We start from the raw sequence: 23,922 nt of genomic DNA, 5'->3' as shown, positions 1-23,922 counted from the left end.
TGCGCAATACTCTTCATCACTATTAACATATCGGATTGGGCACATACTTCACAAGTCCGATTAGTACGCGATGTAAACGGCAAAAAACCGCGCCCCACGGGCGCGGCTTCGCCAAACTCAAATCTACGACAACCGGCTTACATCGTGCCTCCGCCGCGACGAATGTTGGCCGGAATATGCTCCGGTCCGTGGTCGATATGATCGTAAATAAACTGACCGACTTTGGCTTCGTCGTATTTGTCGAGGATCATCGTCTTCGTCCAAGCCGTAATGACGACGTCTTTGCCTTCCGGTATGTCCTCGCTTGGAATGGCAAGCACGCCCGCACCCGCTTCGCGGAAGTGCGTCAAATACTTAATCGACTTGAGCGTCTCATTCGAAGCGTTCGCCCGATAATAAATCTCGATGTCTCCGTGCTCCAGATTGTGAACAAGCATTTCCGTCGTCGGTTTCTTGTCATAGAAGCCGAACTTCAAGTCGTGAGGATTATGTGTCCCGGAAGTCGGGAATTTCGACTCGTATTGGATCGGCATCTCCGAATGGCCGCCGCCGTTGTCTTTATCATTCGTCACTTCGATCGATACGCCTTTATTGAGCGAATCGAAATCATAACTCGAAGAAGCGTTGCGGATGAGCGGAATGAGGATGAGGACGACGCCAAGCGCGAGCAGACCGTGGGCGGTCAGCTTCGACTTGCGCGCTTTTTCCTTCAGTTGCGCTTTCTGGTCTTTCTTCAGCTTGCTCGAGTTGTCCCGGTTCGTCTTAAACGCAGACCAATAAAACATAAAAGCGACAAGCAGCGATACGGCCCCGATCGTGGCAACAATTATCATGCAAGCGACAGCTCCAATCATAAATAAATGCAAAAAGACGGACTGCCCTTATTATAGGCCAGCCCGTCCGGACATACAACCATTCTCGCTATCTTACACGCTGCTACTCCGTTCAATCTCGCGCCGCCGGTTTTCTGTACTTTCTTAGCGCAATGGCGTTCAGTGCAATGAACACAATTGCGAACAGCGCAAGCACTGCAGCGTCGAACGCGATGTCTCCGAAGCCGAACCCTTTGTACATAACGCCTTTCAGAGCATGAGCGGCATAGTAGAGCGGCATCGCGTGGGCAATGACTTGCAGCCAGGCAGCCATCGTATCAAGCGGAAAGATTCCGGAGAAAAAGATTTGCGGAACAACGACGATCGGAATGAATTGGACCATCTGAAATTCGGACGAAGCAAATGTGGATAATAAAATGCCGAGCGACAAGGCAACAAGCGCGAGCAGCAAATTTATGAGCAGCACATTCCAAATCGAACCGACAAGTGAAATATCAAGTACATTCACAGCGAACAGTACCACGATTACGGTCTGCGCGACGGCGAAAATACCGTAACCCGCCAAGTAGCCGCCGATCACTTCTCCGCGTCGGATCGGCGTGGACATCAGACGTTCGAGCGTCCCCGTCGTACGTTCCCGCAACAAGCCGATGCCTGCTATCAGGAAAACGAAGAAAAAAACGAAAAACCCGACTAGAATCGGACTTAACACGTCGAAAAACGTAGAATCAGCGTTCCCGTACACATACTCGGTCGGCAGCGCCTGCGCCGGGTTTATCGCAGAGGGCAGCCTGGATTGCTCATTCAAGGCAGTGGCGGCCAACGCTTGCATCTGGCCAACTTTCAACCGAATCATGTTCGCTTGCGTCGGATCGCTGTTCTCAAGGATCAGCTTTGGTTTGCCGTTCTCCAGTAGAAGCAAGCCATCCAAACCGTCTTCCTTAATCGTTTGGCGGTCTGCGGATGTATATGGCACAACATCCAATTCGGCGTTGCTTAACGCTTGCATGAGCGGCGCCGGCACGTTAACCGCCCCTAGCTTCGGCTTGCTCGTATTCCCGCTGCCATTAAACATGACGTACATGAGCGACAGCACAAGAAGCGGCGCTACGAACAACAACGCCAACGTTCTTTTGTCACGAAACAGCTGTCTGGCAATTCTGCGAATCAACGCTGCGATTCTCATGAACGCTTCCCTCCAGCACGCAGAAATACTTCCTCGAGATTGCGGGCATCGTAAGCGCTCTTTAATTGCCCAGGCGTGCCTGTTGCGAGAATTTGGCCTTCACGTACCATCGCCAGTTCGTCGCAACGCTCTGCTTCGTCCATCACATGCGTCGTGACGATGATTGTTTTGCCTTCTTCTTGCTTTAGTCTCAACAATTCGTTCCAGATGGACAACCTTAGTTCGGGATCGATGCCGACGGTCGGTTCGTCCAGAATGAGCAGCTTCGGATTCTGGATAAGCGCGATCGCGAGCGACAGTCTTCGCTTCATCCCGCCGGAATATGCGCCAGCTTTCTTCTTCAGTTCGTTCTTCAAGTTAACCAGGTCGGCCGCGTAACCGATTCTTTCTTTCTGCTCCTGCTTGCGCAGCTTAAACAACGAGGCGAAAAACTGCAAATTCTCCTCGCCAGTCAACTCGTTGTATAACGCATCCGACTGCGCCATATATCCAATCTCCTGCAACAGCGATAAGTTCGGCATCTTGCGTCCAAGCACCTTTACCAGTCCTGAATCGGCTGTCTCCATCCCGACGAACATTTTGACAAGCGTCGTTTTACCCGCTCCGGAAGGTCCGATCAACCCGTAAATCGTACCTTTGTCGATCGTAAGATCAACCTCGTTTAATACAACCTTGTCCCCATAGCGTTTGCTGACCCGCTCTACGGCTATTGATGGCTCTGTTACCTTTGCTATTGCAGTCTGTTCCGCTGTCACGGACGCGCCTCCTTTGAAGGATTTCAAACGTGATTGCGTATTTAGTAGAAGCATATCCGACAAACGCATGTTTCGTAAACGTCTAGTATTTTAGCAAATATTTTATTACATTTGTCGATGTGATGTCCTGCAATGCAAAAAAACAACTCGCGAAGAGATTATCTCTCGATCGCGAGTTGTTTTTTTGTATTGCTTATTGAGAAGGAGGCTGTTTGGCTGACTTCTTCAGTCTGAGTCGTACGGCTAACAATACGACGCCGACTACTACTAATCCATAACCGTAAAGCGGTGCGACAGGCGGCGTTTCGCCTGTTTTCGGGAGCGTGCCTTCGCCACCGGACGTTCCGTTATGGCTTGCGGAGCCAGGACCGCCCTTCGACGAGCCATCCCCGCCTTTTCCTGGAGAGCCGTTATGTCCTTGACCGCTGCCGGTGCCTCCGTTACCAGTGCCAGTACCGGTACCGGTTCCTTTGCCGCCTCCAGTGGTTGGCTCTTTGCCGCCTCCCGATTCAGGAGGTTTTGGTTTGGCGACCGGAACGAAGCCCGCATCGATCGTCCGGATATTGGCGCCCGAATCAAGCTCGATTGAATCCGTCGCGCCATCTGACTTGGCGTCGGAGTCATTCGCTGCTGTCGTGCCGATAGCCGATTGTTTCGTAAACGTATACCCTTTTGGCAAATCAAACTTGACCGTGTACTTGCCGGGCTTCAACTCAGTGAAGAGGTAGTATCCTGGCGCCCCACTGCCATCGTTGGCTGTAACAGTCGAGGCGAGTTGCGCGCCGTTGCTGTCGTACAGCGTAACGGTTACGCCGTTCAAGCCTTTCTCGCCCGCATCTTGTTTGCCGTTGGCGTTAGTGTCGATCCAGACATAATCTCCGATCGAGCCGAGCGGAATGAGTCCGGCGTCGATAGAGTAGTCGCTGCTGAGCAAGAGTATCGACCCTGTTGTACCGTCGGCGGCCGCGTTCGAGTCGACTTGTCGATTATCTCCCTTCGCGCCGACCGTAAACATATAGCCATGCGGCAAAATAAACTTCACTGAATATTGGCCGGTCAACAAATCCTTGAACTTGTAGTAGCCTGGCTTACCGTTGTTGTCGTTGACCGTCGTCTGCGTTGCGATCAAAGCGTTATATTGATTATACAACTCGACCGTTACGCCGTTCAGGCCAGCTTCGTCCGTATCTTGGATGCCATCGCTGTTTGTATCGATCCAGACGAAATCTCCGAGCGATACGAGCGGAACTGCCGGAATAAGGACAATGCCGGCATCAATATCCAAGTTGTTCTCTCCCGGTGCGAGCGTGATCGCATCCGTGCTGCCGTCAAGTCCCGCATCGGAATCCAGAGCAGGCGTAGCAGCAGGCACATTTTTCGTCGAGAACATGTAGCCGCCCGGAGCTTTGAACTTCACTTTGTAAGTGCCAGGCACCAGATTCGTGAAGATGTAGTAACCTGGAGTGCCACCGTTATCGGCTGTCTTGGTTGTTTCCAGCAAGGTGCCGTTATCATCGTACAGTTCAACCGTGATGTCATTGCGGCCTTTCTCGCCAGGATCCTGCTTGCCATTGCTGTTCGTGTCTTCCCAAACAAAATTGCCGATCGAGGCAGGGAGGACGATACCCGCGTCAACGGTCATATCGTCGTTGCCGGCGACAAGGACTATCGTGTTCGTGATGCCGTTCTCATCGACGTTCGAATCGTTCGCCGTCGTAATGCCGGTGCCCGTTACCGTCTTACGGGTAAACAAGTAGCCGGTTGGCAATTCGAACTTCACTTTGTAGCTGCCTGGGTACAGGTTGCTGAACAAGTACTTGCCATTCGCGTCTGTCGTAGCCGTTACCGGCGTAACGCCGTTTAACACTGGATTTCCGGCTGCATCCAGCAAATGGACAGTGATGCCGGCTGCGGCAGCGTTGACCGCTTCCCCGTCTTGGACGCCGATGACATTGTCGTCTACCCAAACCGTATCACCTAGATTAACGAGCTTGATGACGCCGGCATCGATATCTCTGTTATTCTCGCCAGGGGCCAGCGTGATAACTGCCGTTCTGCGCGTCGTCTCGTTCGCGTCGGAGCCGGTAGCTGCCGTGCCTTTGCCTTCTTGCGTCATGACATACGACGCGGCAGGGCTTGGATCGAACTGTACAATGTACTTGCCAGGGACAAGGTTGTCGAACAAATAAAACCCATCCACGTCCGTCGTTGTCGTTACTTCAACGCCGCCGACTTTGACCGGATCGCCGTTCTCGTCCAGCAGTCTGACCGTTACGCCGCTTACGCCGTTTTCTCCGGCATCCTGAATGCCGTTCAAGTTGCGATCCATCCACACGTAGTCTCCGAGGGAAGCAAGCTTCACCAGACCTGCATCCACCGTCATATCGTGCGAGTAAGGCGGAAGATTGATAACGTCGGTGACTCCTGTCGCGTCGACGTCAGAGTCGTTCGCCGCGGTGCTTCCCGCCGCGTTTTTCTTCGCGAACATGTAACCGGCAGGCAGATCGAAGCTGACTTTGTATTTTCCCGGAGCAAGCTTATCGAACAAATATTTGCCGTTGCTGTCGGTGGTCACCGTGACCTCGGTGCCGCCGACTGTGATCGCATTGCCGTCTTTGTCCAGCAGATGGACTTTCACGCCGGCGAAACCGACTTCTCCGCCATCTTGAATGCCGTTGTTATTCGTGTCTACCCATACCGTATCGCCGAGAGATACTTTCTCTACGATACCCGCGTCGATCGTCATATTGCTCACGCCGGACAAAAGCGTTATTTTGCTAGTCATCCCCGTCGCTTGATCGGCATCGGAGTCTTTCGCGGAATCGCCGCCCTGATTCTTCGGAGAGAAAATATACGAATCGTCAGGCAAAATAAACTTGACGACATAATCACCCGGCCACAGCATGTCGAATTCGTAATTGCCGTTGGCATCGGTCGTTTTCGATGCGAGCTTGTTTGACAGGTCATTGCCGTCGTAAAGCTCCACCGTCACGCTTGGTACACCCGGCTCGCCGACAGCATCCTGAACGCCGTCGCCGTTCTTGTCATACCAGACGGTATCGCCGAGCTTCACGCGATCGACCAAACCGGCATCGATCGTCATGTTCGATGTGCCCCATGTAAGTACGATCGCATCCGACATGCCCGTTAACGAATTAGCATCGGAATCGTTCGCTGCCGTTGCAGATGCGGCATTCTTGTTCGTAAACTCGAAACCTGCCGGCTTGCTGAATTTCACCTTATACGTGCCCGACTTCAAGTTGCTAAACAAATACTTGCCGTTTGCATCAGTCGTCGCCGGAGAAATCATAGTTCCGTAAGCGTCCGTTGTCACAGCTGTGACGCCATCGGCTTCGAACAGTTCAACCGTTATCCCGTTCTTCCCTGGCTCGCCGCCATCCTGAATGCCATTGCCATTCAGGTCATGCCACACCGTATCGCCGATCGAAGCGAGCGAAAGCGCGCCAGCGTCGATTGTATCGTCGTGTTGGCCGGCTGTGAGCGTTATTACGCTCGTTAGCGCGACTTTCGGATTGACAACATCTGCAATGGCGTCGGAATCTTTGGCAGGATCGGCGCCTTGATTAAGTTTCGCATACCAATACTCGTTCGGCAGCGTAAACTTCACCTTATATGTGCCGGGCAGCAAATTACTGAACGTGTAAAGCCCGTTTGCCGCAGTAGTAACCGCTCCGACTGTCGCATTGTATCCATCGGTTACCGACGTGACGCCATCGGCTTTGAACAGTTCGATTTTCACGCCGGCAAGCGCCGGTTCACCGCCATCTTGGATGCCATTGTCATTCGAATCGACCCAAATTTTGTCGCCGATGGAGGCAAGTTCATACATGCCCGCATCAATAGTCATGTCATCCGAGCCGAGCAACGTAATTTGATCTGTTTTCGCGGTTGCCGTGCTTGGAGTTGCCGGAACAATCACGTTGGAATCCTTCGTCGTATCTCCGCCTTGTTGCTTCGACGAGAACAGGTAGCCGTTCGGACGCTTAAATTCCACTGTGTATTTTCCCGGGTACAAGTTGTCGAACTGGTATTTACCTCCGCCAGCCGTCGTCGCCGTTCGATATACGACAGTTGTGGAGTCAGAATCATAATAAAGTTTGACGTCACTTCCGTCGATACCGCTTTCCCCAGCATCTTGGACACCGTTTTGGTTCTTATCGTTCCAAACGAAATCGCCAAGCGATACGAGCTTGACCAAGCCTGCATCAATCGTCATGTCGCTTGCGCCGGGACTGCTAACGGTCGTAATCTTGTCCGTCTTGCCGGTGGTTTGCAAGGTAGGCGAGTTGTTCACAGAACGGTTGACGTTGGAATCTTTGGTTGCGTCCCCACCTAGCCCCTTACGTGTAAAGCCGTATCCGCCAGGCAACACAAACTGCACCTGATAATCGCCAGGCAGCAAATCCTTAAAGAGATAGTTGCCGCTAGCATCCGTAATGGCTTTTAGATTGATGCCGTTATCGCCCTTCACAGCGATGCCCGAGCCGTTCAGTAATTGGACCTCGACATTCTGCGCTGCCATATCTCCGGTATTTTGTGTACCGTCCGCGTCGTTATCGTACCAGACGTAATCGCCGAGCTTGACCGGAAGCAGGTAGCCGGCATCGATCGTATGGTTCATCTCGCCAAGCTGCAAGTCGATCGCCTCGGAAAATCCGAACGTTTTGCTGCCAGTCGGCAAGTTGTCATATGTCAAAGCGCTGACGACATCGTATACGTTCGAATCGAGTGGTCGGTCGTTGCCCTGGAGTCTTTTGGTCAAAATGACCTTTTCATCCGGCGTGCCTGCATTGCCGTCCGTGTCATAGTTTAAGTTGGTCGGGAAAGCAACTTTATACTTGCCCGGCAGGAGGCCTGTAAACAAGTAATTGCCGGAAGCGTTCGTCGTTGTGGTCGATTTCGGTGACCATGCGCCTCCTGTATACTCGTACAGCTTTATCGTTTGCCCCGGAATGCCGGCTTCTCCGACATCCTGAATGCCGTTGCCGTTCGCATCGTACCAGACAAAATCGCCGATTTCGCCAAGCGGCGGGTCAAGGCCGGCGTCGATCGTCAGATCGTCCGCATTGGTCAAATGAATGACATCCGTTACAAACGGCGTTACTGAGCTCGTCGTTCCAGCGCCGCCAATGTTGGAATCGATCGCAGCGTCTCCGCCAGCCGATTTTTGCGTCCATGCCGTAAAGTGATGGGCAGCATTGCTGTACGCGTTGCCGTCGCCGGTATATTTGTAGGCTTCTGGAAGCTGCGTCGGCAGGTGGAACCTGGCGGTGTAATCCCCTGCAGGCAAATTCGGGAACAAGTAGTATCCCGGTTTGCCGTCTTTGTCCGGTCCAGTAACGGTTGTAACCGGAATATGCTGTGTGACGCCATCGTCTTTGAAGTCTTTCGTATACGGCGTCACGCCGTCCGCTTGATACAATTCAACTTTAACGCCATTGACACCCGTTTCCCCGTCATCTTGCAAACCGTTCTTGTTGAGATCGACCCAAACGTAGTTCCCGATCTTAAGTCCGTTATCGGGTCTGATGTGCACGCCGACTTTCGGCGGCTCCGCCGGAAGCATCGCCGATCCGGAGCCGACTTCCTTCGCCTGGTGAGCGAAGGAGTTCCAGGCAATCTTGTCTACGACAGTACCGACCGGCGCCATCATTGTCCATTGAATCGGCACCTCCTGGCCTGGGACAAGCGTAAACGCCGGATTAAATACGAATTTTAACGCCGTTACCGTAGTCAAATCATCCGGCGGAGTTGTGCTCCAGCCTGGCGCCGTACTAAATTTGACGTTTGGCAATGTGTTGTATTGAACGGTATAATTCGGATTCGCTGCCAGCGGCGCGGTAAGCACCGTGCCCCATGTAGAGCCGCGTGCGCCGAGCAGCGCACCTCCGTCGCCAATGCGCGGAAGCGGATCAACGACAACGACATGGTCAACGTCGTGGTTCGAGTTGTTCTTGACTGTCAGCTTGTAGTCGACGCGTCCGCCTTCCGTTGTGTTGGCAAGTTGATCGCAAGCCGTATTCATCGTACAGCCGTCAGGAAGAATACCGAGCATCCAGTCGCTATCCAGTTCGCCGCGCACTCTCTTGTAAGAGCCTAGCTCGGAAACTTTGTTAACGGTAACATCTGCGGAACTGTATATGAAAATATCGTTAGTTTTCGCGTCGCCGTCATAATCAGACGGATCCGGCTTCGTATCAAAGAAATAATCGTTAAAGTAAAGATCGACGTTCGATGTTACGCCAGCGATATTCGTATATGTTGTCGCTGGCGTATATTTGTCGATCTTCGCTTTCACCCTAATCGTAAAGAAGCTGTTGATCGGCATGTTCGTGCCGGCAGGGAATATCCAGCGCAGCAACGTTTCGCCTACTGCATTCTTCGTCACAGGTACGACCAGCGGGTCAAGATCGATCGCATGACCGGCCGCTTTCGGATCGAAGCCGGATTGATCCACGATCTTCCATGAATCGTAAGTAAGCCACTTCGGAAGTTTGTCGATCACAATCGGATCATGGAACAGATCGCTCGACAGATCCGTATTCGATACTTTGAGATCAAACTCTACGAATTTGTCTCCTGCGTCGTTGGAAGGCACATAAGGCCCGCTGCCGACACGCGTCTTGTCGAGACGCACAAGCGGCCGGTCGATATATACCCAGACGTCGGCGCTGTCGGCTTTCGTTTTGGCATTGCCTTCGAAAGTATACGAGAGCTTAGCCGTGTTCGTAATGTGATTGCCTTTGACAATAGGAGATCCGGCGCGCAGCGTGTAGGTCGTTACGAACTCGGTAACCTGGCTGAACATGACCGGAAGAGTGGATGGGAAACGGTATTGAATGCCCATCACGTGCTCACCGCCGCTGAGCGGCAGTGCGGAGACGTTCAGATCGGTTGGAACGGCCGAGTTGACATTCTGCCATAGCTGCCAATCCCCTGCAGTTGGCGTTGAAGTTGTCGTGTAATATACGTCGTAACTGCTGATCGCATCGTTAAATGTCGCCGTACGGATCGACTTCAAGTCAAGGTCGACCGCGTTGCCGGCATTGTCTTTGGTCGGCGTCATATCTTCAATAACGGCATCCGAATAAATGGTGTTGGACCAGTTACGGAAGCCGCCGACATAGAATTTGACGTTTTGTCCGGGCGTAATTTCTTTCTGGCGATCGTCGCGGTGCTTGTAAAATCCCCCCGGACCAGTATCGTCCGGAGTAGCCGTGAAATGATGCGACACGGAATCCGCCTTCATAGTGGGCGATTTGCCGATCGGATTGTAATCTACTGTCGCGGTATTGGTGACATCGACCCCCAAATTTGCAGGGACGATTTTCGTAGCCGGATACCTGACGGTCACGTAGAAGAACGTATCGTCGCGAATCGTCCCCGGGAGCGACCAGGTAATGATTCCGCTGCTGCCGACTGCGGGCGCGGAAGACGGGGCAGGGCTAGCCGATACAAACTCGGCTTCTGGCGGGAGAATATCCTTCACAACGACGTTCTCGATGTCGAGAATGCCGATGCTTGTGTTGCTCTGGTTATTGTCGAGCAAGATTCTGTACTGTACTTCCCCATCTACCATAGGATCCGGAAGCGGTGCAACCCGTTCTTTTTTCAGCACCCAATCTGCCGACGCTTCTCCGATAACTGTTACAGGATTCGATGTGTCGAGCGTCGTATCGGGCGTGGGAGCAGCTTCCCGTTTAATAATCGTGGAGGTAGTCGTGATATTGGTGCCGTCAGGCGTCACATACGGCTTAAATTGTACATTCACCTGCAAGTTGTACGAGGTGCCTGGCGCCGGTCCGGCAGGGTCGAACGCAAATTCCAGATTGCTCCCGGTTTGCGTCACGCCGGAGATGATCGAGATCGGCACGTAACTTACGTACTCAACATCGGCCGATAACGGCAGCACGAGCTTCATCTTCGTGAAATCAAAGCCATGTGCGGCCAGATCGGAGAAACTGAAGCTGATCGTGTACGTAAACGTTTTTCCGGTTTTGACAGTCGCTACGTCCGATGACATGCTTAGCAAAATGCCATTCGAAGCATCATTGTCCGCATTCACTTTCGGCACCGGCAGCCAGCCCGCGTTCATGACAATCGCGAACACGAGCAGAATAATCCCAAAGGATCGGATTAATTTCATCTTTAGCATACTCCTTTGAACTGGTGATTAAGATTGCAAATTCGCTTTCACAATAAGTCGATGAGTCGGGTGTTTCCATGGAGTACACGTGATGAGTGTTAATGTCGAAGCGCTAGGCTCGTCCGCTAGCACAGACGAATCGTCCGGCTCGACGACGGTGATCGAGGAGACGACATAACGGAAGACGCCGGCCGACGTGTTGACGGCGAACGTATCTCCCTCGACAATCTCGCCCAACCTATTGAAGTGGCGTCCATACGTCAGACTGCGATGGCTGGCGAGAACGAAATTACCAGACTGCCCCGGAAGCCTGCCCTCGACGACGGTTCCCGCCCCTTTCTTTAATGCGGCGGCGTCGGCGCCTCGGACGATTGGTTCCTTCAGCGAGATGCGCTCGTTTTCTACCGTTCCTAGTACTTCGACGCCGCCAACGGTGGACCAGACGGGCAGAGCGGAAGCGTCAGCCAACTTTTTCCCGCCATTATCCACAGTTCGCACGGATGTAGATCCTTGCCTCAAAGAGGCGACATCTCCCCAATCCGTCAACAGCTTCGTTTCCTTCCGTTCCTGAACGTATTCCACAGCTCGCGGGTAGAGAATAAGCCCTGCACCGAACAAGAACAGCATCGCAATCATCATGAACGCGAACCGGCCTCTCAGCCAATCGCGCAATGTCCATTGGTGCATAGACCACTCCCCATTCCTAAGCGGGTCGAAAATTTCCTTGCAGGAGTGTATCACAGGAAACTCTACAAAAACTGAAACAAGAACGTTAAGACCCCTATTCTTTCATATTGACTATGTCCGCCCTTAAGGGCTAAAATGGCAGGACAATCTCCCGGAATATATAATGGAAGGTGTACGATAATAATGAGCCAGCCTTATCGCATTTTATTGTTCTATCACTACGTGCCGATCGAGGACCCTGAGACGTTCGCGGCCGAGCATCTTCAATATTGCAAAGACCTTGGCATTCACGGCCGCATCCTGATTGCAAGCGAAGGCATTAACGGCACCCTGTCCGGCACGATCGAACAGACAGATCGCTATATGGCCGATATGCGGGCGAACCCGCTGTTCGCCGATTTGCTGTTTAAGATCGACGAGTCCGAAGATCACGCGTTCAAGAAACTGTTTGTTCGTCACAAAAAAGAATTGGTCACGCTTCGTTACGACAAACAGTTGAATCCACATACTGATGGCGGCGGACGGATGACGCCCAAAGAGTTCTACGAACATCTCGACCGTGACGACGTTTATATACTGGACGGTCGCAGCGGCTACGAGTTCGATCTCGGTCACTTCCGCAACGCCGTTCGTCCCGATCTCGAGACGTTTCGGGAGTTCCCGGAGTGGATTCGCAACAATTTGACCGAAGAACACAAAGACAAGAAAATCCTGACTTATTGCACAGGCGGTATCCGCTGCGAGATGCTGACCGCCGTGCTCAAAAACGAAGGGTTCGACAACGTATACCAACTCGACGGCGGAATTGTGACGTATGGGCAGGACCCGGAAGTACAGGGCCGCGGCTTCGACGGCAACTGTTATGTGTTCGATGAGCGCGTATCTGTTCGGATTAATCAGACGGACGAGCACATCCTCGTCGGCAAATGCCATCATTGCGGCGCGCCGACAGACGTCTATGTCAACTGCACCGACGATACGTGCCACCTGCAGCATCTCGTCTGCGCCGACTGCGAAGCGGACAAAGGCGGCTACTGCTCAGTTGAATGCGAGACGCACGATTTGGCCGCTTCGGCTGGATGAGTAATGAAATAGAAAAAGCTTCTCCCCGGCGCCGAATATATCGGTCGCGGAGAGAAGCTTTTTTTGTCGTTCTTTTCTTTATCTGAGGACGTTTGTACGAAGTTTCGTACAAATTGGTTCACACGGTACTCATTCGGCGGAAGTTGTACGAAATTTCGTACAAAGCAGTGCGCGGGGTAGCCCGTCTGAAGACGTTTGTACGAAATTTCGTACAAAGCGGCGAGAGAGGTAATCTATCGGAGGGCGTTTGTGCGAAATTTCGTACAAAGAGGCGCGCAAGGTATTCAGTCTGGGAGCGATTGTACGAAGTTTCGTACATAATGGAACGCGAGGTAGTCCGTCTGTAAAGTGAGTTTGTACGAAAGTTCGCACAACACGGCGCGAGAATTAGTCTGTCGGAGGACGCTTGCGGTGAATCGGCAACTGGACGGAGTGTGTGGTTGAACCGTTACGCCAGAGACGTCAACAGTGTCAAGTTTGTTTGTTCATAGTGCCGTCGTAGAAAAAGAGCGACCCGCCCAGTCGAATGACTGAGAGATCGCTCTTCCGCTTCATTTGAAGAAATAAGTTTACTTGCCTGCGTACACGTTAACGGCATCCCTCAGAAATGCGGCAATCCCAGGCTGGTCTTTATCGTAATACGCAGTAAATCTCGGATCGTCGACGTACATCTGGGCGAGTCCCGCATGAGCCTCTTTGCTGTAGCTCTCCCAGTAAAACGTCAGCCACCTGCGATGCAAATCCACCGCTTTCTGAGCCAGTTCCCCTGTAGGATCGCCCGTTGCGAACGCTTCGGCCAAAGCCGCATGAATGTCCGCAGCAAGTTGCTCGACTTCCGCATATTGCGCTTCGGTCATGTTTTTCAGCTTGTTGTTCGCCTTGTGGACTTGGTCGTTTCCATATTTCTCTCTGGCTTCTTTGCCGTATTGCTTCTCGTTATCGTCGATCAGTTTCGCCTTGAAACCTTCGAATTTCTGCTTGTCGCTCATCGTTCTCGTTCCTTTCCTTTCGGCTAGGGTCAGATCGACGTTCGCGATCAGCGCGTCCAGTTGCCTGCGTCGCTCCAACAAACTCTCCCGGTGCTCAAGAAGCGCCTTGGTCGCATCGAAGTCGGGCGAAGTGATGATCGCCTTAATCTCTTCGAGTCCGACGCCAAGCTCCCGGTAAAACAAAATTTGTTGCAGCGTGTCTACTTCCCGTTGTCCGTAAATGCGGTAACCCGACGTATTCACTCTCGCCGGCTTGAGAATGCCGATAGCGTCGTAATACCGCAGCGTCCGGGTACTGACTCCCGCAAGCTGGCCGAGCTTCTGAACCGTATATTCCATCGCGATCCCCCCTGCAAATTCATCGTACACTTTGACGTAGCGTCAAGGTCAAGCGGTGTTTTTTCGAGCAACTCAGAGCTGAAATTGTCTGATCGTACGACTATGGGTAAGGAGCTGGAATCCGCAAAAAAAGCCCGCTTGAGCGGGCTTTACGATCATTGCTGAACGACGATCTTCGAAGGATTGTTCACTTTGTAAATAATTTCTTTATTGAACTTCTTATCCACGACTTTGCCTTCAAACGTAAGCACGTTGCCGACTTCAAGACCGAGCGCCTTTAATGTGTTGCTGTAACCGCACCAAGCTTCGCCAAGGGCAAGCGGCGCTTCTCCGAGGATTGTAACATCTTCGAGCAGCAGCACTTCGTCGTCCGTATCGGAGAAATGGTTCGCCTTCGTGGCGAACTCCTTCAGCTTCGCGGTAAATTTGACCTTATCCGTCGGAAGCTCAACTTTCTCCTTCTTTGGAGCTGCCGCTTTCGTCGCACCTTTCGCCTTGGCGGTCGCCTTCGCCTTCGGCTTCTCATTGTCGTCCGCCTCTTCGCCGACTTCTCGCGAAGTCGCAGCGGCCGATGATTCGCCGGTTGTCGCATCCGACTCATCCGATGCGGCGTAACGCCCGAACGTGCCATTCTGCATTTCCTTTAAGAAAGCGGGGTGAATGCAGCTTAGCTTTCCGTTCTCAAACTCGATGACGAGCACATTCAGCGACTGATACTCTTCGAAGCCAACAATCGTAACCTGATATTGCGCAGTCGCGCTTTTGTACCAGAACAGTTTTTTCGGCGTTTTGCCGAACAATCCCCAGCCTCGTCCGCGCTCCGCATAATCGTCCTCGTCCGCGAACGGCGAGTACTCCCCTTTGGGAGGATGGTATTTAATATCATTAACTTTGGTTGCTTCCATTCGTCACGTCTCCTGTCTCGCGATACGTCCTTATAGGTACAGTATAGCGAATACGAAGGCCGACGGCTAGACAAGCCGAACGAGGAACATGGTCAACGAGACGCCCGCTCCCCTGAATCCAGATGGATAACGTACGAAGAATTCGGTCTGGACAAGCTTAATTCATAAATCCCGACGCCCGTACTCGTCAATTCTCCATCGCTCGTTTGCGGACTCGATTTCGCATGAAACCGCAATACTCCGACGCCTGAACTGTTTGTCCGAATGCGAATCGTCGACTTGTCCATGTACACTTCGATAGGACCGTTTGGAGTCGGCACCTTCCCCTCGATCCATTCGAGGTCGCATAAGCGCGGCTCGACGACGTAGCTCGCATAACTCGGTTCCAACGGCCGCACGCCAAGCACATATTTCCCTAGGAGCAAATTTGGCGCCGCTCCCCATGCATGGCATAAACTCTTACGGAATTTATCGCCATACATATCGTATTGTTCGTCTGCGGGAACCTCGGGATCGAATTCCTCCCAGAACGAAGTCGCGCCCAGGTCGAGCATACCGCCCCAATAGCTTCGTATTTCGTTCAGGACATGCTCGTTCTCTCCCAGGAGACATAATGCCTCCAATTCGAATAACCGCATGAACGGCGTTTTGATTTTCTGCACTTCGTCGTTGAGCAGCACGTTTTTCTTGACGGACTCCCGCTGCCGTTCGTCCAAATATCCGAATTTCGTCGCGAAAATATTCGGATACTTGAGCACGCTCCGGTTGACTTCGCCTTGGTAACGGCCGTGGAGCATTGCACCTTCCGTCTCGTCCCAGAACAACTCGAATATCCGACAGCGAAGGTTCCCCGCAAGCTCGACGAAGCGCTCCCGATTTTCTGGATCCCTTAGCTTCTCCGCGAAAAGCGCCATCGTCTCGAGACTGCGGCAAAACAAGATTTGCTCGGCATTCACTTCTCCGCGCAAATCCATCGGCGCCCAATCGATGAACACCCAGTCTTCCGGACGTCCCTCCATCATTCCTTCTTCGTTGCGGCGATTCAGGCAAAACTCCATCAACGACAGCATTTTGCCGTAATTCGCCTCTATGAACGCCAAATCGCCCGTATATAAATAATAATCGCGCAAACTCAAAAACCAATAAAACGTGAAATCCATGATCGTGTTGATATGCGTGCCGACAGGCTCTTTCCCCCTCAGGGCGATCAACGTTCGCTTGGCCAAGTCCTGTTCAAAAAATACGTAATTATTGATCATTAGTCCGATGTTCGCATCGCCGCTCCAAACCCATCTATCCCGTTTCATTCCGTCGTATAGAAATTCTCTCATCGTGAGATGAATCGTATGGACGGAAACATCCCAAATTCGATTAAGCTTATCGTCCGAACTGCGGAACTCGCCTTGTGCCGTCATCGGCAAATATTCATAGGCATGTTCGACCTGCGAGTAGGTTATTCCCTCGTCAGCTTTCACGTAAACGTAACGGAAAGCCCGCGTGACCGGCGTCGCGTATTCCGAGGCAGCAAGGGCGTCTACCGTCAACTCGTCGAACGTTTCCGCCAACTGCCCAGCCAAGGCCTCTTCTCGAGATTCGCCGTAATTTATCCGAATCGTACCTTTGCCTTTCACGTCCGTAAACTTCAAAAATCCAAATGTCTCGCGACCGAAATCTAGCAACGACCCTCCATCTGCTTCGGCGGCTTGAACGGGAACGAACGTTTCATATGAAAAAGGGAATTCCCGAGGCGGCTGATGGATATCGTGGAATTGCCAGGATGCCGCTTTGACCCACTTGCCGTCCAGAGCCGTCACTTCCCAGACTCCGTCGTTTGAGCAGCTGTCGCTCGTTGCGTAAATCGCGGGAACATACCGCTCATTGTATACGTTAATCGTCAACTCATGGGTCCCGGCCGGGATAACGACCGAAGTGATCCGCTTTCTCTCGTAAGGAATCGGCGTCATGTTCCCGTCCATCAGCAGCACGAACTCGCCTTGAACGGACAGCGTTAACGTCTCGGGCGCATCCAAACGGAATGTTTTGCGGAATTTAACGCAAGTATAGGCGTCGTCCAACCGCCACGATGGCGGACATATATAGCCCTTATACTGCCTGAGCACGGATACTTTCCGATGAAGCCATATTTCGTAATCGTCCGGATACCAGATCCAGGTTGCTTGAAGCTTATCGTTGTTCATCTCGAACTCGTCTCCTCTAAGACAATGGCAAATCAAACTGTTTAAGCCCATCCCGTCACCTTGAAATCGTATTTGCCCGATCCGACTACGAAACCATTTCCCGATTTAGGAAGCACGATCAACGCTTCCGTATTCGTGGGGACTTCCGCGTGCAAGGAAAACACGCCGTTCTCGATTGTCCAGGAACTGACGACGGTACCGTATAGCGTCTCGTATTTGCAGCTCGCACTGGTAAATCCTCCGCCCGGGCGAGGTTCGATTTTAAATGCCCGATAACCTGCCTTGCCTTCTTGCAAATCTATGCCCGCCACGAATCTGTAAATCCATTCGCCGACCGACCCGAGAGCATAGTGATTAAAGGAATTCATCTCTGGATCCTGAAAACCCTTATCGTCCGTCCAGCCGTCCCAACGCTCCCAAATCGTCGTCGCTCCGTTGCGGACGGAATATAGCCAGGAGGGAAAAGTATCCTGCAGCAATAACCGATACGCGGTATCCGTCTCTCCTCGTTCAGCCAGCTCCGAAAGCACGTAGCTTACGCCCATGAAACCCGTCGTCAAGTGCCAATCCCGTTCGCGAATATCATGAAGCAAACGACCTAAAGCAAGCGGGATCAACGATTCGGGAAGCAGGCCTATCTTCAGGGCAAGCACGTAAGCCGTCTGCGTTTCGCTCTCGATCGTTCCGTCCGCGCGAATGAATCGGTTCTGGAACGACATCTTCAACTTGTCGAAGAGCTCGACATAATTTGCAGATTCGCTTCGCTTATCGATGATAAGCGCCATCTTGGCCATCAACTGCACGCTATAAGCGAAAAAGGCTGCATTGATCAAAGCCGGCGGCGTATCGGCTCCGTGCGACAAATGATCTCCGAACGACTCGGACTTCCGGATCAACCGTTCATCGCTGTCCTTCACCATCCACTCGATCCAGCGGGCCATCATATCGTAATTCGCCTCGATGAACCTCGCGTCCCCGTACACTTGGTACATGATCCAAGGAAGGATGACGCCGCCGTCGGCGAAAAACACATTCCCGTAACCGAAGTGCTCCACGAACGGAGCAATATCGGGAATCGCGCCGTCTTCCGCCTGGGCGTCGCGGATGTCCGTCAGCCACTTCGCATAGAATCCGGCCGCGTTCATGTTGTAAGTGGCGGTTCTGGCGAAAGCGTGCGCGTCGCCCAGCCACCCTAGGCGTTCGTCCCTTTGGGGGCAATCGAGCGGGATGCCGAAGAAATTCCCTTTCTGGCTCCAACGGATATTGTTCAGCAATTGATTGACGGATGGATTGGAGGTTTGAATTTCCATCGTTTCGTCCGCAGCCGAATGAACGACGATTCCCGTTATCCTGTCGGTCGTCAACTCGCCGGGATAACCATCGATTTCCACGTACTGAAAGCCGTGATAAGTAAAGCTTGGCTCGTATATTTCTTCGCCTTCGCCGCCGGCCGCGATATAGACGTCGGTCTGCTTTGCCGTTCGCAAGTTCGCCCTGTAAAGGCTTCCGTTCGCTTCCAGCCGTTCTGCGTAGCGAATCCGAATTCGTTCGCCGCTCTCGGCGCCTTCTACTTTCAAGTGAATCCAGCCGACCAAGTTCTGGCCCATATCGACGACAAACGTTCGCGAATCGAGTCTGACGATGGATTTTGGAACGATCTCCTCCATCTGCCGAATCGGAGGGCCTTGCCGGGCGGTCATTACGACTCCGGGAAGTTCCTCATGCAAAAAGGAATCCTGCCACTCCAAACTCGCGTTTATCATGCGCGCGTCGTACGTCTCGCCCATGTACATGTCCGCCGCGACTATAGGGCTTTCGGCGGTTTGCCAATCTCTGTCCGTAAAGATGAGCTCTTGGGTCCGGTCGCCATATTCCAACAACAGCTGCGCTCTTAAACCGACTTTTCGCCCGTAATGATACGGGCCGCAGATGCCCAAATTGCCTGCATACCAGCCGGAACCGACGATTGCCTCAAGCGCGTTGTCTCCCTCTTGAACCGCCGACGTCAGATCATAGGTTTGATATGGAATGCGCTTTCGGTAGTCGGTCCAGCCCGGCGCAAAGACATCGTTGCCGATTTTACGCCCGTTTAAGTAACCCTGATAAAGGCCTAGCGCCGAAATATATAATCTTGCCCGATTGACCGGCTTGTCGACGCGGAAAGTCGCGCGAAATCGCGGGCATGGACCGTAAGCTTTGTTCACCGGATACAAAATGCGTTTATAAACGCTCCAAGAATCGTGTCCGAATCGGCCGATCGATTCGGGCGCTCGCCAATGCGAGTCGTCCATATCGGGCGAAGTCCAATCTTGTTCCGAACGATCGAAGCACTTCCAATTCGATTCCGTCGTTTGCACCGTTGCGCGACCGTCTCTATAACGAAGAGATAAAGCCGCAATGAACCCGGGATGCTCTCCGTCCGCGGCACAAGCGATCAGATTGTGCCCATCTCGAAGCAATTCGGCAATGTCCAGCGTTGCTGCCTGCATGTAAGGATAATAAAGGCCTTCGTCTTCCCCGTTCACGTGAATATAGAGCGAATCCGTCGCGTAAACCTGCAGCTTGGCTTCCGAGGGCAATTCCCCGTCAAGCTGGAGAGATAACCGAAAATACTTTCGGGAACTTGACTTGTCTTCGTTCGAGAGAGTCTCCGAATCCCATATGACCGGAAGATCGCGAAGAAGATCGGGTTCCGGCTCGGGATCGGGCAGGAACGGAGCGGTAATCCACTTCGCCTTCCAATCGTCAGGAGACAATAATCCCGTTTCCCACCAGCCCGCGTCGCTCCAATCGCTTTCCCGATTTTCTTTGTCCCACACTTTCACTTTCCAATAATACCGAGTCCCCGATCGCAGCGTTTGTCCTTCATAAATCCGATGCTGCGACTCGCCCGACAATACCTTGCCGCTGTCCCAGCATTCGCCGATATCGCGATCCAATTGATCCGGACTCAGAGCGACGAGTATCCGGTACGCCGTCTGCATCTGCGCCGATTGTTCCGAGCATAGTTGCCAGCTTAGCGCCGGATGAACTGCGTCTATGCCTAGAGGATTCACCTCGTAATCGACCGTCATCTTGCCTATCTTAAGCATGTCAAGTCTCTCCCTTAATAATGATCAGCGAAGTACGGATAACAGCAATTTTGCGCTTCCCTTATATTCCAGACTGATCTTGACGACATCTTATTCTTTAACGCTACCAAGCACGATGCCATGGATGAAATACTTCTGCAAAAACGGATAAGCGAGCAAAATTGGCAGCATGCCGACGAAAACTTGCGCTGCCCTGACCGTCCGATCCGAGATGAAGTCAAGAAGCTTCCCGCTTTCCGGATCTTGCATCTTGGATAGATCCGGCATCGTAATAACGGTTTGCAAGTAGCTGGATATCGGATAATGCGACGGGCTGTTCATGAGAATCAAACCGTCGAACCAAGCATTCCAATGGCCGACGATCGTAAAAAGCAAGATCGTCGCAAGTGCGGGCATTGAGAGCGGCGTATAAATTCTAAGCAAAATCGTCCACTCGCCGGCGCCGTCGATTTTCGCCGACTCATCTAGCTCTTTTGGCAACCGTCGGAAAAAATTCAACAATAGGATCACGTTGAACACCGGCACGGCGCCCGGAAGCACCAGCGCCCATATCGAATCCAGCAAACCGAGATTTTTTATCGTTAAATACCAGGGAATCAAGCCGCCACCGAATAAAATCGTGAAGACGAAATACCATACGTAGGCCGTGCGAAACCGAAACTCACGTGTTTCCTTAGACAAAGGGTAGGCGATTAGCAGCGTTAAGAGCATGTTGATGATCGTGCCGAGGGCGACCCGCTCGACAGTAATGAGCATAGAAGTGATAAATTGCCCTTGCGAAGCCACGTAACGGTAAGATGCGGTCGTAAATTCCCGCGGCCAAAAGAAGACGTTACCTGCCGATACTTGTACTTTGGAACTGAGAGACATCGCCAGAATGTGCAGAATCGGCAAGAAACAGACCGCGGCCAAAGCCGATAGCGCCAAATAATTCGCAATGACGAACGATCTCTTGCTCCATGACATTTTGTATAACATGGCTGTGTGGCTCCAATCAGAAAATTCTATAGTTTGCGAAACGGTAGGCGCACCAATAGGATACCGATATGAGGACGAACGAAACGGCCGACTTGAATACGCCGAGCGCCGCGGAAACGCTGAATTGAAAATTTTGCAGTCCCATTCTGTAGATCATCGTATCGAGAATGTCCCCGCTCTCCATGACCGGCGCGCTGTACAAGTTGAACACCTGATCGAAGCCGGCGTTCAGGACATTGCCGAGGCTAAGCGTCATCATCAGCACGACGATCGGCAAAATTCCGGGAAGAGTAACGTATAACGTCTGTTTCCAGCGTCCGGCTCCGTCCAGAACGGCAGCTTCGTACAAAGTCGGATTTATGCCCGTTAAAGCAGCTAGATAGATGATCGTATCGAACCCGAACTGTTTCCAGGTGTCCGATGCGATCAATGTCCAAGGAAACCATTTGTTGTCGCCGAGAAAGAAGATCGGCTTAATGTTCAGAAACCCTAGCATATGGTTAACGACGCCGTCCAAGGATAAGACATCCATCAATATGCCCGCCAGAATAACCCACGATAGAAAATACGGCAAATAAATAAACGTTTGCACGATCCGTTTGAAAACCTGCTTCCTTACTTCATTCAAGAGCAAAGCAGCAAGAACCGGGACGATCAAAGTCAGGATGATTTTCATCGACGCGATAAACACCGTATTCCATAGTACCCTTCCGAAATTCGGCAGCATGAAAATGTATCGGAAGTTGTCCAATCCGACCCAAGCGGAGTGGAAAAAACCTTTCGTCGGATAATACTTCTGGAAAGCGATGACGATACCGAACATCGGAGCATAAGCGAAAATAAAGACGAGAAGCGCACCAGGCAACAGCATGAGATGAAAAGGCGCTTCTAATCGCAAACTTCTGGATTTCATTCTTCACTCCCCGTTTCCGATTCAAGCGGAAGGGCAAGGAGAATCCCCTTCCCCTTCCGATTTAGACCCTCTTATTTGTTCTGGGCGTACCAATCGTTGACTTCATTGCCGATCTGCTCGCCGCCAAGCTTGCTCCGGTTGGCGACGAATTTATCGAATTCGTCGATCGAAGCGGCGTTCATGATGATTTTGACGAAGGTCTCGCTCTCCATCGTAGCCAGAGTAGCCGCCTTCTCGTCCATCGTCTTCGTCGATCCGCCGTAGAAGCTGTCCACGACGGTGAAATTCGGATCCTTCTGATAATTCGCGCGAACTTCGAACGGGCTGACTTCGGTTTGGAAGATCCACCATTGCTGCCAATTGTTCAGGTCCGTTCCGTCGTTCGATTTCACCAAATCGTACGTTTTCTTCAGTTCCTCGGGCAGCTGCGATCCGTCTCCATTTTTGAGGGCGTCTCTAACCGCCTCATAGTTGAAATCCTTTACGTAGCCTTGAACGGGCGATTGCGGGAATACGGCATATTTGGCATTGTCCACCCAAGCATAAATTTTGTTTTGCGCGCCTTTGCCCGCGCCGTCCTCCCCGTATACTTTGCCGACGAACAAATTCATGATTTTCATAATCGCTTCCGGATGAGCGAAGCCTTTTTTCGCGACGTAGAAATAGCCTGCGGTAATCGGGACGCTCGGACGAGCCGGCTGGGCATCTGCCGACAACAAAGGAAGCGCCTTCCACTTCGCTTTCGGATTTTTCTTCATGGTATCGATTAGAATGGTCGCGGACTCGGAAATCGTGCCGTAGAACATGCCTACTTTCTCCGCGACGACGTCTTCTTTCAGCCGGTTAAAGTCTTTCGTACCGAATTCCTTGTCGAGCAAGCCGTCCTTATACATCGTTTGAAGACGGCTTAACGCGCTTTTCATTTCGGGCAACGTACTGCCGTATACCAATCGGCCGGAAGAATCCGGAACCCAAATGCCGGGGTACGCGTGATACCCGTTCAAAAATCCCGTCATGGAGCCCCCGCCCGCGAACGTAGGCAGCAATCCGAGTCCGTACGTATCGTTCTTCTTGTTGCCGTCGGGATCGTTCTTGGCGAACGCTTCCGCCACTTTGATCAGATCGTCCAACGTCTTCGGCTCGGACAACCCGACATTGGCAAGCCAATCGGTACGAACGTACAAGGTTAATGCGGAATCTCTCGGATCGCCCGAATATTGGGGAATCGCCATTAATTTGCCGTTATACAGCGCCATTTTCTGAGCGGGCAGCAACGACGATTTCACTTGTTCCTTCAGGAACGGCATGGCGTACCGATCGAAAACCGGCGTCATGTCTTGAACCAAATCAGCGTCGACCAGTTGATTAAGCTGCTGCTTCGTTACCGCCATGATGTCGGGCAAATCGCCGGATGCGATCGTGACGTTCATCTTGTTGTTATACTGGGAGGAATCGACCTGCCATGCCCACTTGACGTCGATCCCGAGCGTATCCTTGATCAGCTTGTGCCACAGGTTATCGTTATCCCAAGTTTGTCCGGCTGGGAAGGACGCCCAGCCTTGCGTCATCAACGTCGAAGACAGCTGAATCGGCGGTTCGTATTTGGCGAAAGGTCCGTCTCCGCCTCCCGGTTGCTCCGACGGGGTCGACGATGCGGCGCCGCCAGGTTCGGAACTGCCGGCGGTGCTTGACGCCGCATCGTTCGACTTGCCGTTGCAGGCGCTAAGCGCGGTTAGCAATAAGGCGATGGCGAGAAAAATCGGTACGGATGTGAATTTGCGGATATTCACTGGATTA

The 23,922-nt window shown here is 52.3% G+C and carries 13 protein-coding genes; 1 reads left to right on the top strand and 12 read right to left on the bottom strand.

From position 1 onward, the window contains the following. Nucleotides 1-137: 137 nt before the first annotated feature. The 5 genes from ACFPOF_RS24860 to ACFPOF_RS24840 all read right to left on the bottom strand — a co-directional run bounded on the left by ACFPOF_RS24860 (nt 138) and on the right by ACFPOF_RS24840 (nt 11,628). A complete protein-coding gene (locus tag ACFPOF_RS24860) occupies nt 138-833 on the bottom strand; it encodes a DUF3105 domain-containing protein (protein ID WP_378137763.1) in 696 nt (231 codons plus the stop codon). 112 nt (nt 834-945) lie between these two features. Next, nucleotides 946-2,019, bottom strand: coding sequence for an ABC transporter permease (locus ACFPOF_RS24855; protein WP_378137761.1), 1,074 nt, complete (start codon nt 2,017-2,019; stop codon nt 946-948). Then, nucleotides 2,016-2,774 (bottom strand): ABC transporter ATP-binding protein, encoded by a 759-nt coding sequence (locus ACFPOF_RS24850; RefSeq protein WP_378137759.1) that lies wholly within the window; start codon nt 2,772-2,774, stop codon nt 2,016-2,018. Before ACFPOF_RS24850 ends, ACFPOF_RS24855 begins: the two co-directional genes overlap by 4 nt. A 193-nt stretch (nt 2,775-2,967) precedes the next feature. Continuing rightward, nucleotides 2,968-10,941, bottom strand: a complete 7,974-nt coding sequence (locus tag ACFPOF_RS24845) for an SdrD B-like domain-containing protein (protein ID WP_378137757.1) — start codon at nt 10,939-10,941, stop codon at nt 2,968-2,970. A 27-nt stretch (nt 10,942-10,968) separates the two neighbouring features. Next, nucleotides 10,969-11,628, bottom strand: coding sequence for a class D sortase (locus ACFPOF_RS24840; protein WP_378137755.1), 660 nt, complete (start codon nt 11,626-11,628; stop codon nt 10,969-10,971). 183 nt (nt 11,629-11,811) lie between these two features. Here ACFPOF_RS24840 and trhO point away from each other — a divergent pair, with 183 nt between their 5' ends. Further along, nucleotides 11,812-12,711, top strand: a complete 900-nt coding sequence (gene trhO / locus ACFPOF_RS24835) for an oxygen-dependent tRNA uridine(34) hydroxylase TrhO (RefSeq protein WP_378137753.1) — start codon at nt 11,812-11,814, stop codon at nt 12,709-12,711. Nucleotides 12,712-13,280: 569 nt separating this feature from the next. Here trhO and ACFPOF_RS24830 read toward each other — a convergent pair. The 7 genes from ACFPOF_RS24830 to ACFPOF_RS24800 form a co-directional block, all read right to left on the bottom strand. Further along, nucleotides 13,281-14,039 carry a MerR family transcriptional regulator gene (locus ACFPOF_RS24830; RefSeq protein ID WP_378137751.1) on the bottom strand — a complete coding sequence of 253 codons (759 nt, stop codon included), beginning with the start codon at nt 14,037-14,039 and terminating at the stop codon, nt 13,281-13,283. Between the two features lie 155 nt (nt 14,040-14,194). Continuing rightward, complete coding sequence (locus tag ACFPOF_RS24825) at nt 14,195-14,944, bottom strand: hypothetical protein (RefSeq protein ID WP_378137749.1); 750 nt, start codon at nt 14,942-14,944, stop codon at nt 14,195-14,197. Nucleotides 14,945-15,036: 92 nt separating this feature from the next. Next, nucleotides 15,037-17,142 (bottom strand): alpha-L-rhamnosidase-related protein, encoded by a 2,106-nt coding sequence (locus ACFPOF_RS24820; RefSeq protein WP_378137747.1) that lies wholly within the window; start codon nt 17,140-17,142, stop codon nt 15,037-15,039. 41 nt (nt 17,143-17,183) lie between these two features. Next, a complete protein-coding gene (locus ACFPOF_RS24815; RefSeq protein WP_378137745.1) occupies nt 17,184-20,234 on the bottom strand; it encodes a family 78 glycoside hydrolase catalytic domain in 3,051 nt (1,016 codons plus the stop codon). A 90-nt stretch (nt 20,235-20,324) separates the two neighbouring features. Next, on the bottom strand, nt 20,325-21,212 hold the full coding sequence (locus ACFPOF_RS24810; RefSeq protein ID WP_378137743.1) for a carbohydrate ABC transporter permease: 888 nt from the start codon (nt 21,210-21,212) through the stop codon (nt 20,325-20,327). Between the two features lie 16 nt (nt 21,213-21,228). Then, nucleotides 21,229-22,125, bottom strand: a complete 897-nt coding sequence (locus ACFPOF_RS24805) for an ABC transporter permease (RefSeq protein ID WP_378137741.1) — start codon at nt 22,123-22,125, stop codon at nt 21,229-21,231. Between the two features lie 71 nt (nt 22,126-22,196). Further along, the gene (locus ACFPOF_RS24800; protein ID WP_378137739.1) at nt 22,197-23,915 is read right to left on the bottom strand and encodes a type 2 periplasmic-binding domain-containing protein; all 1,719 of its coding nucleotides are present in this window, start codon (nt 23,913-23,915) and stop codon (nt 22,197-22,199) included. Between the last annotated feature and the right edge of the window lie 7 nt (nt 23,916-23,922).

Origin of the sequence: Cohnella soli (assembly GCF_042655525.1) — a bacterium.
GTDB lineage: Bacteria > Bacillota > Bacilli > Paenibacillales > Paenibacillaceae > Cohnella > Cohnella soli.
Note: the sequence above shows the minus strand (reverse complement) of the source record. Positions and strands in the feature narration are given on the sequence as shown.

Bases quoted from the DNA above. Each gene is read 5' to 3' on its own strand.
- ACFPOF_RS24860 (WP_378137763.1), bottom strand. From the start codon at position 833: ATGATAATTGTTGCCACGATCGGGGCCGTATCGCTGCTTGTCGCTTTT.
- ACFPOF_RS24855 (WP_378137761.1), bottom strand. From the start codon at position 2,019: ATGAGAATCGCAGCGTTGATTCGCAGAATTGCCAGACAGCTGTTTCGT.
- ACFPOF_RS24845 (WP_378137757.1), bottom strand. From the start codon at position 10,941: ATGAAATTAATCCGATCCTTTGGGATTATTCTGCTCGTGTTCGCGATT.
- ACFPOF_RS24840 (WP_378137755.1), bottom strand. From the start codon at position 11,628: ATGCACCAATGGACATTGCGCGATTGGCTGAGAGGCCGGTTCGCGTTC.
- trhO (WP_378137753.1), top strand. From the start codon at position 11,812: ATGAGCCAGCCTTATCGCATTTTATTGTTCTATCACTACGTGCCGATC.
- ACFPOF_RS24830 (WP_378137751.1), bottom strand. From the start codon at position 14,039: ATGGAATATACGGTTCAGAAGCTCGGCCAGCTTGCGGGAGTCAGTACC.
- ACFPOF_RS24825 (WP_378137749.1), bottom strand. From the start codon at position 14,944: ATGGAAGCAACCAAAGTTAATGATATTAAATACCATCCTCCCAAAGGG.
- ACFPOF_RS24820 (WP_378137747.1), bottom strand. From the start codon at position 17,142: ATGAACAACGATAAGCTTCAAGCAACCTGGATCTGGTATCCGGACGAT.
- ACFPOF_RS24815 (WP_378137745.1), bottom strand. From the start codon at position 20,234: ATGCTTAAGATAGGCAAGATGACGGTCGATTACGAGGTGAATCCTCTA.
- ACFPOF_RS24810 (WP_378137743.1), bottom strand. From the start codon at position 21,212: ATGTTATACAAAATGTCATGGAGCAAGAGATCGTTCGTCATTGCGAAT.
- ACFPOF_RS24805 (WP_378137741.1), bottom strand. From the start codon at position 22,125: ATGAAATCCAGAAGTTTGCGATTAGAAGCGCCTTTTCATCTCATGCTG.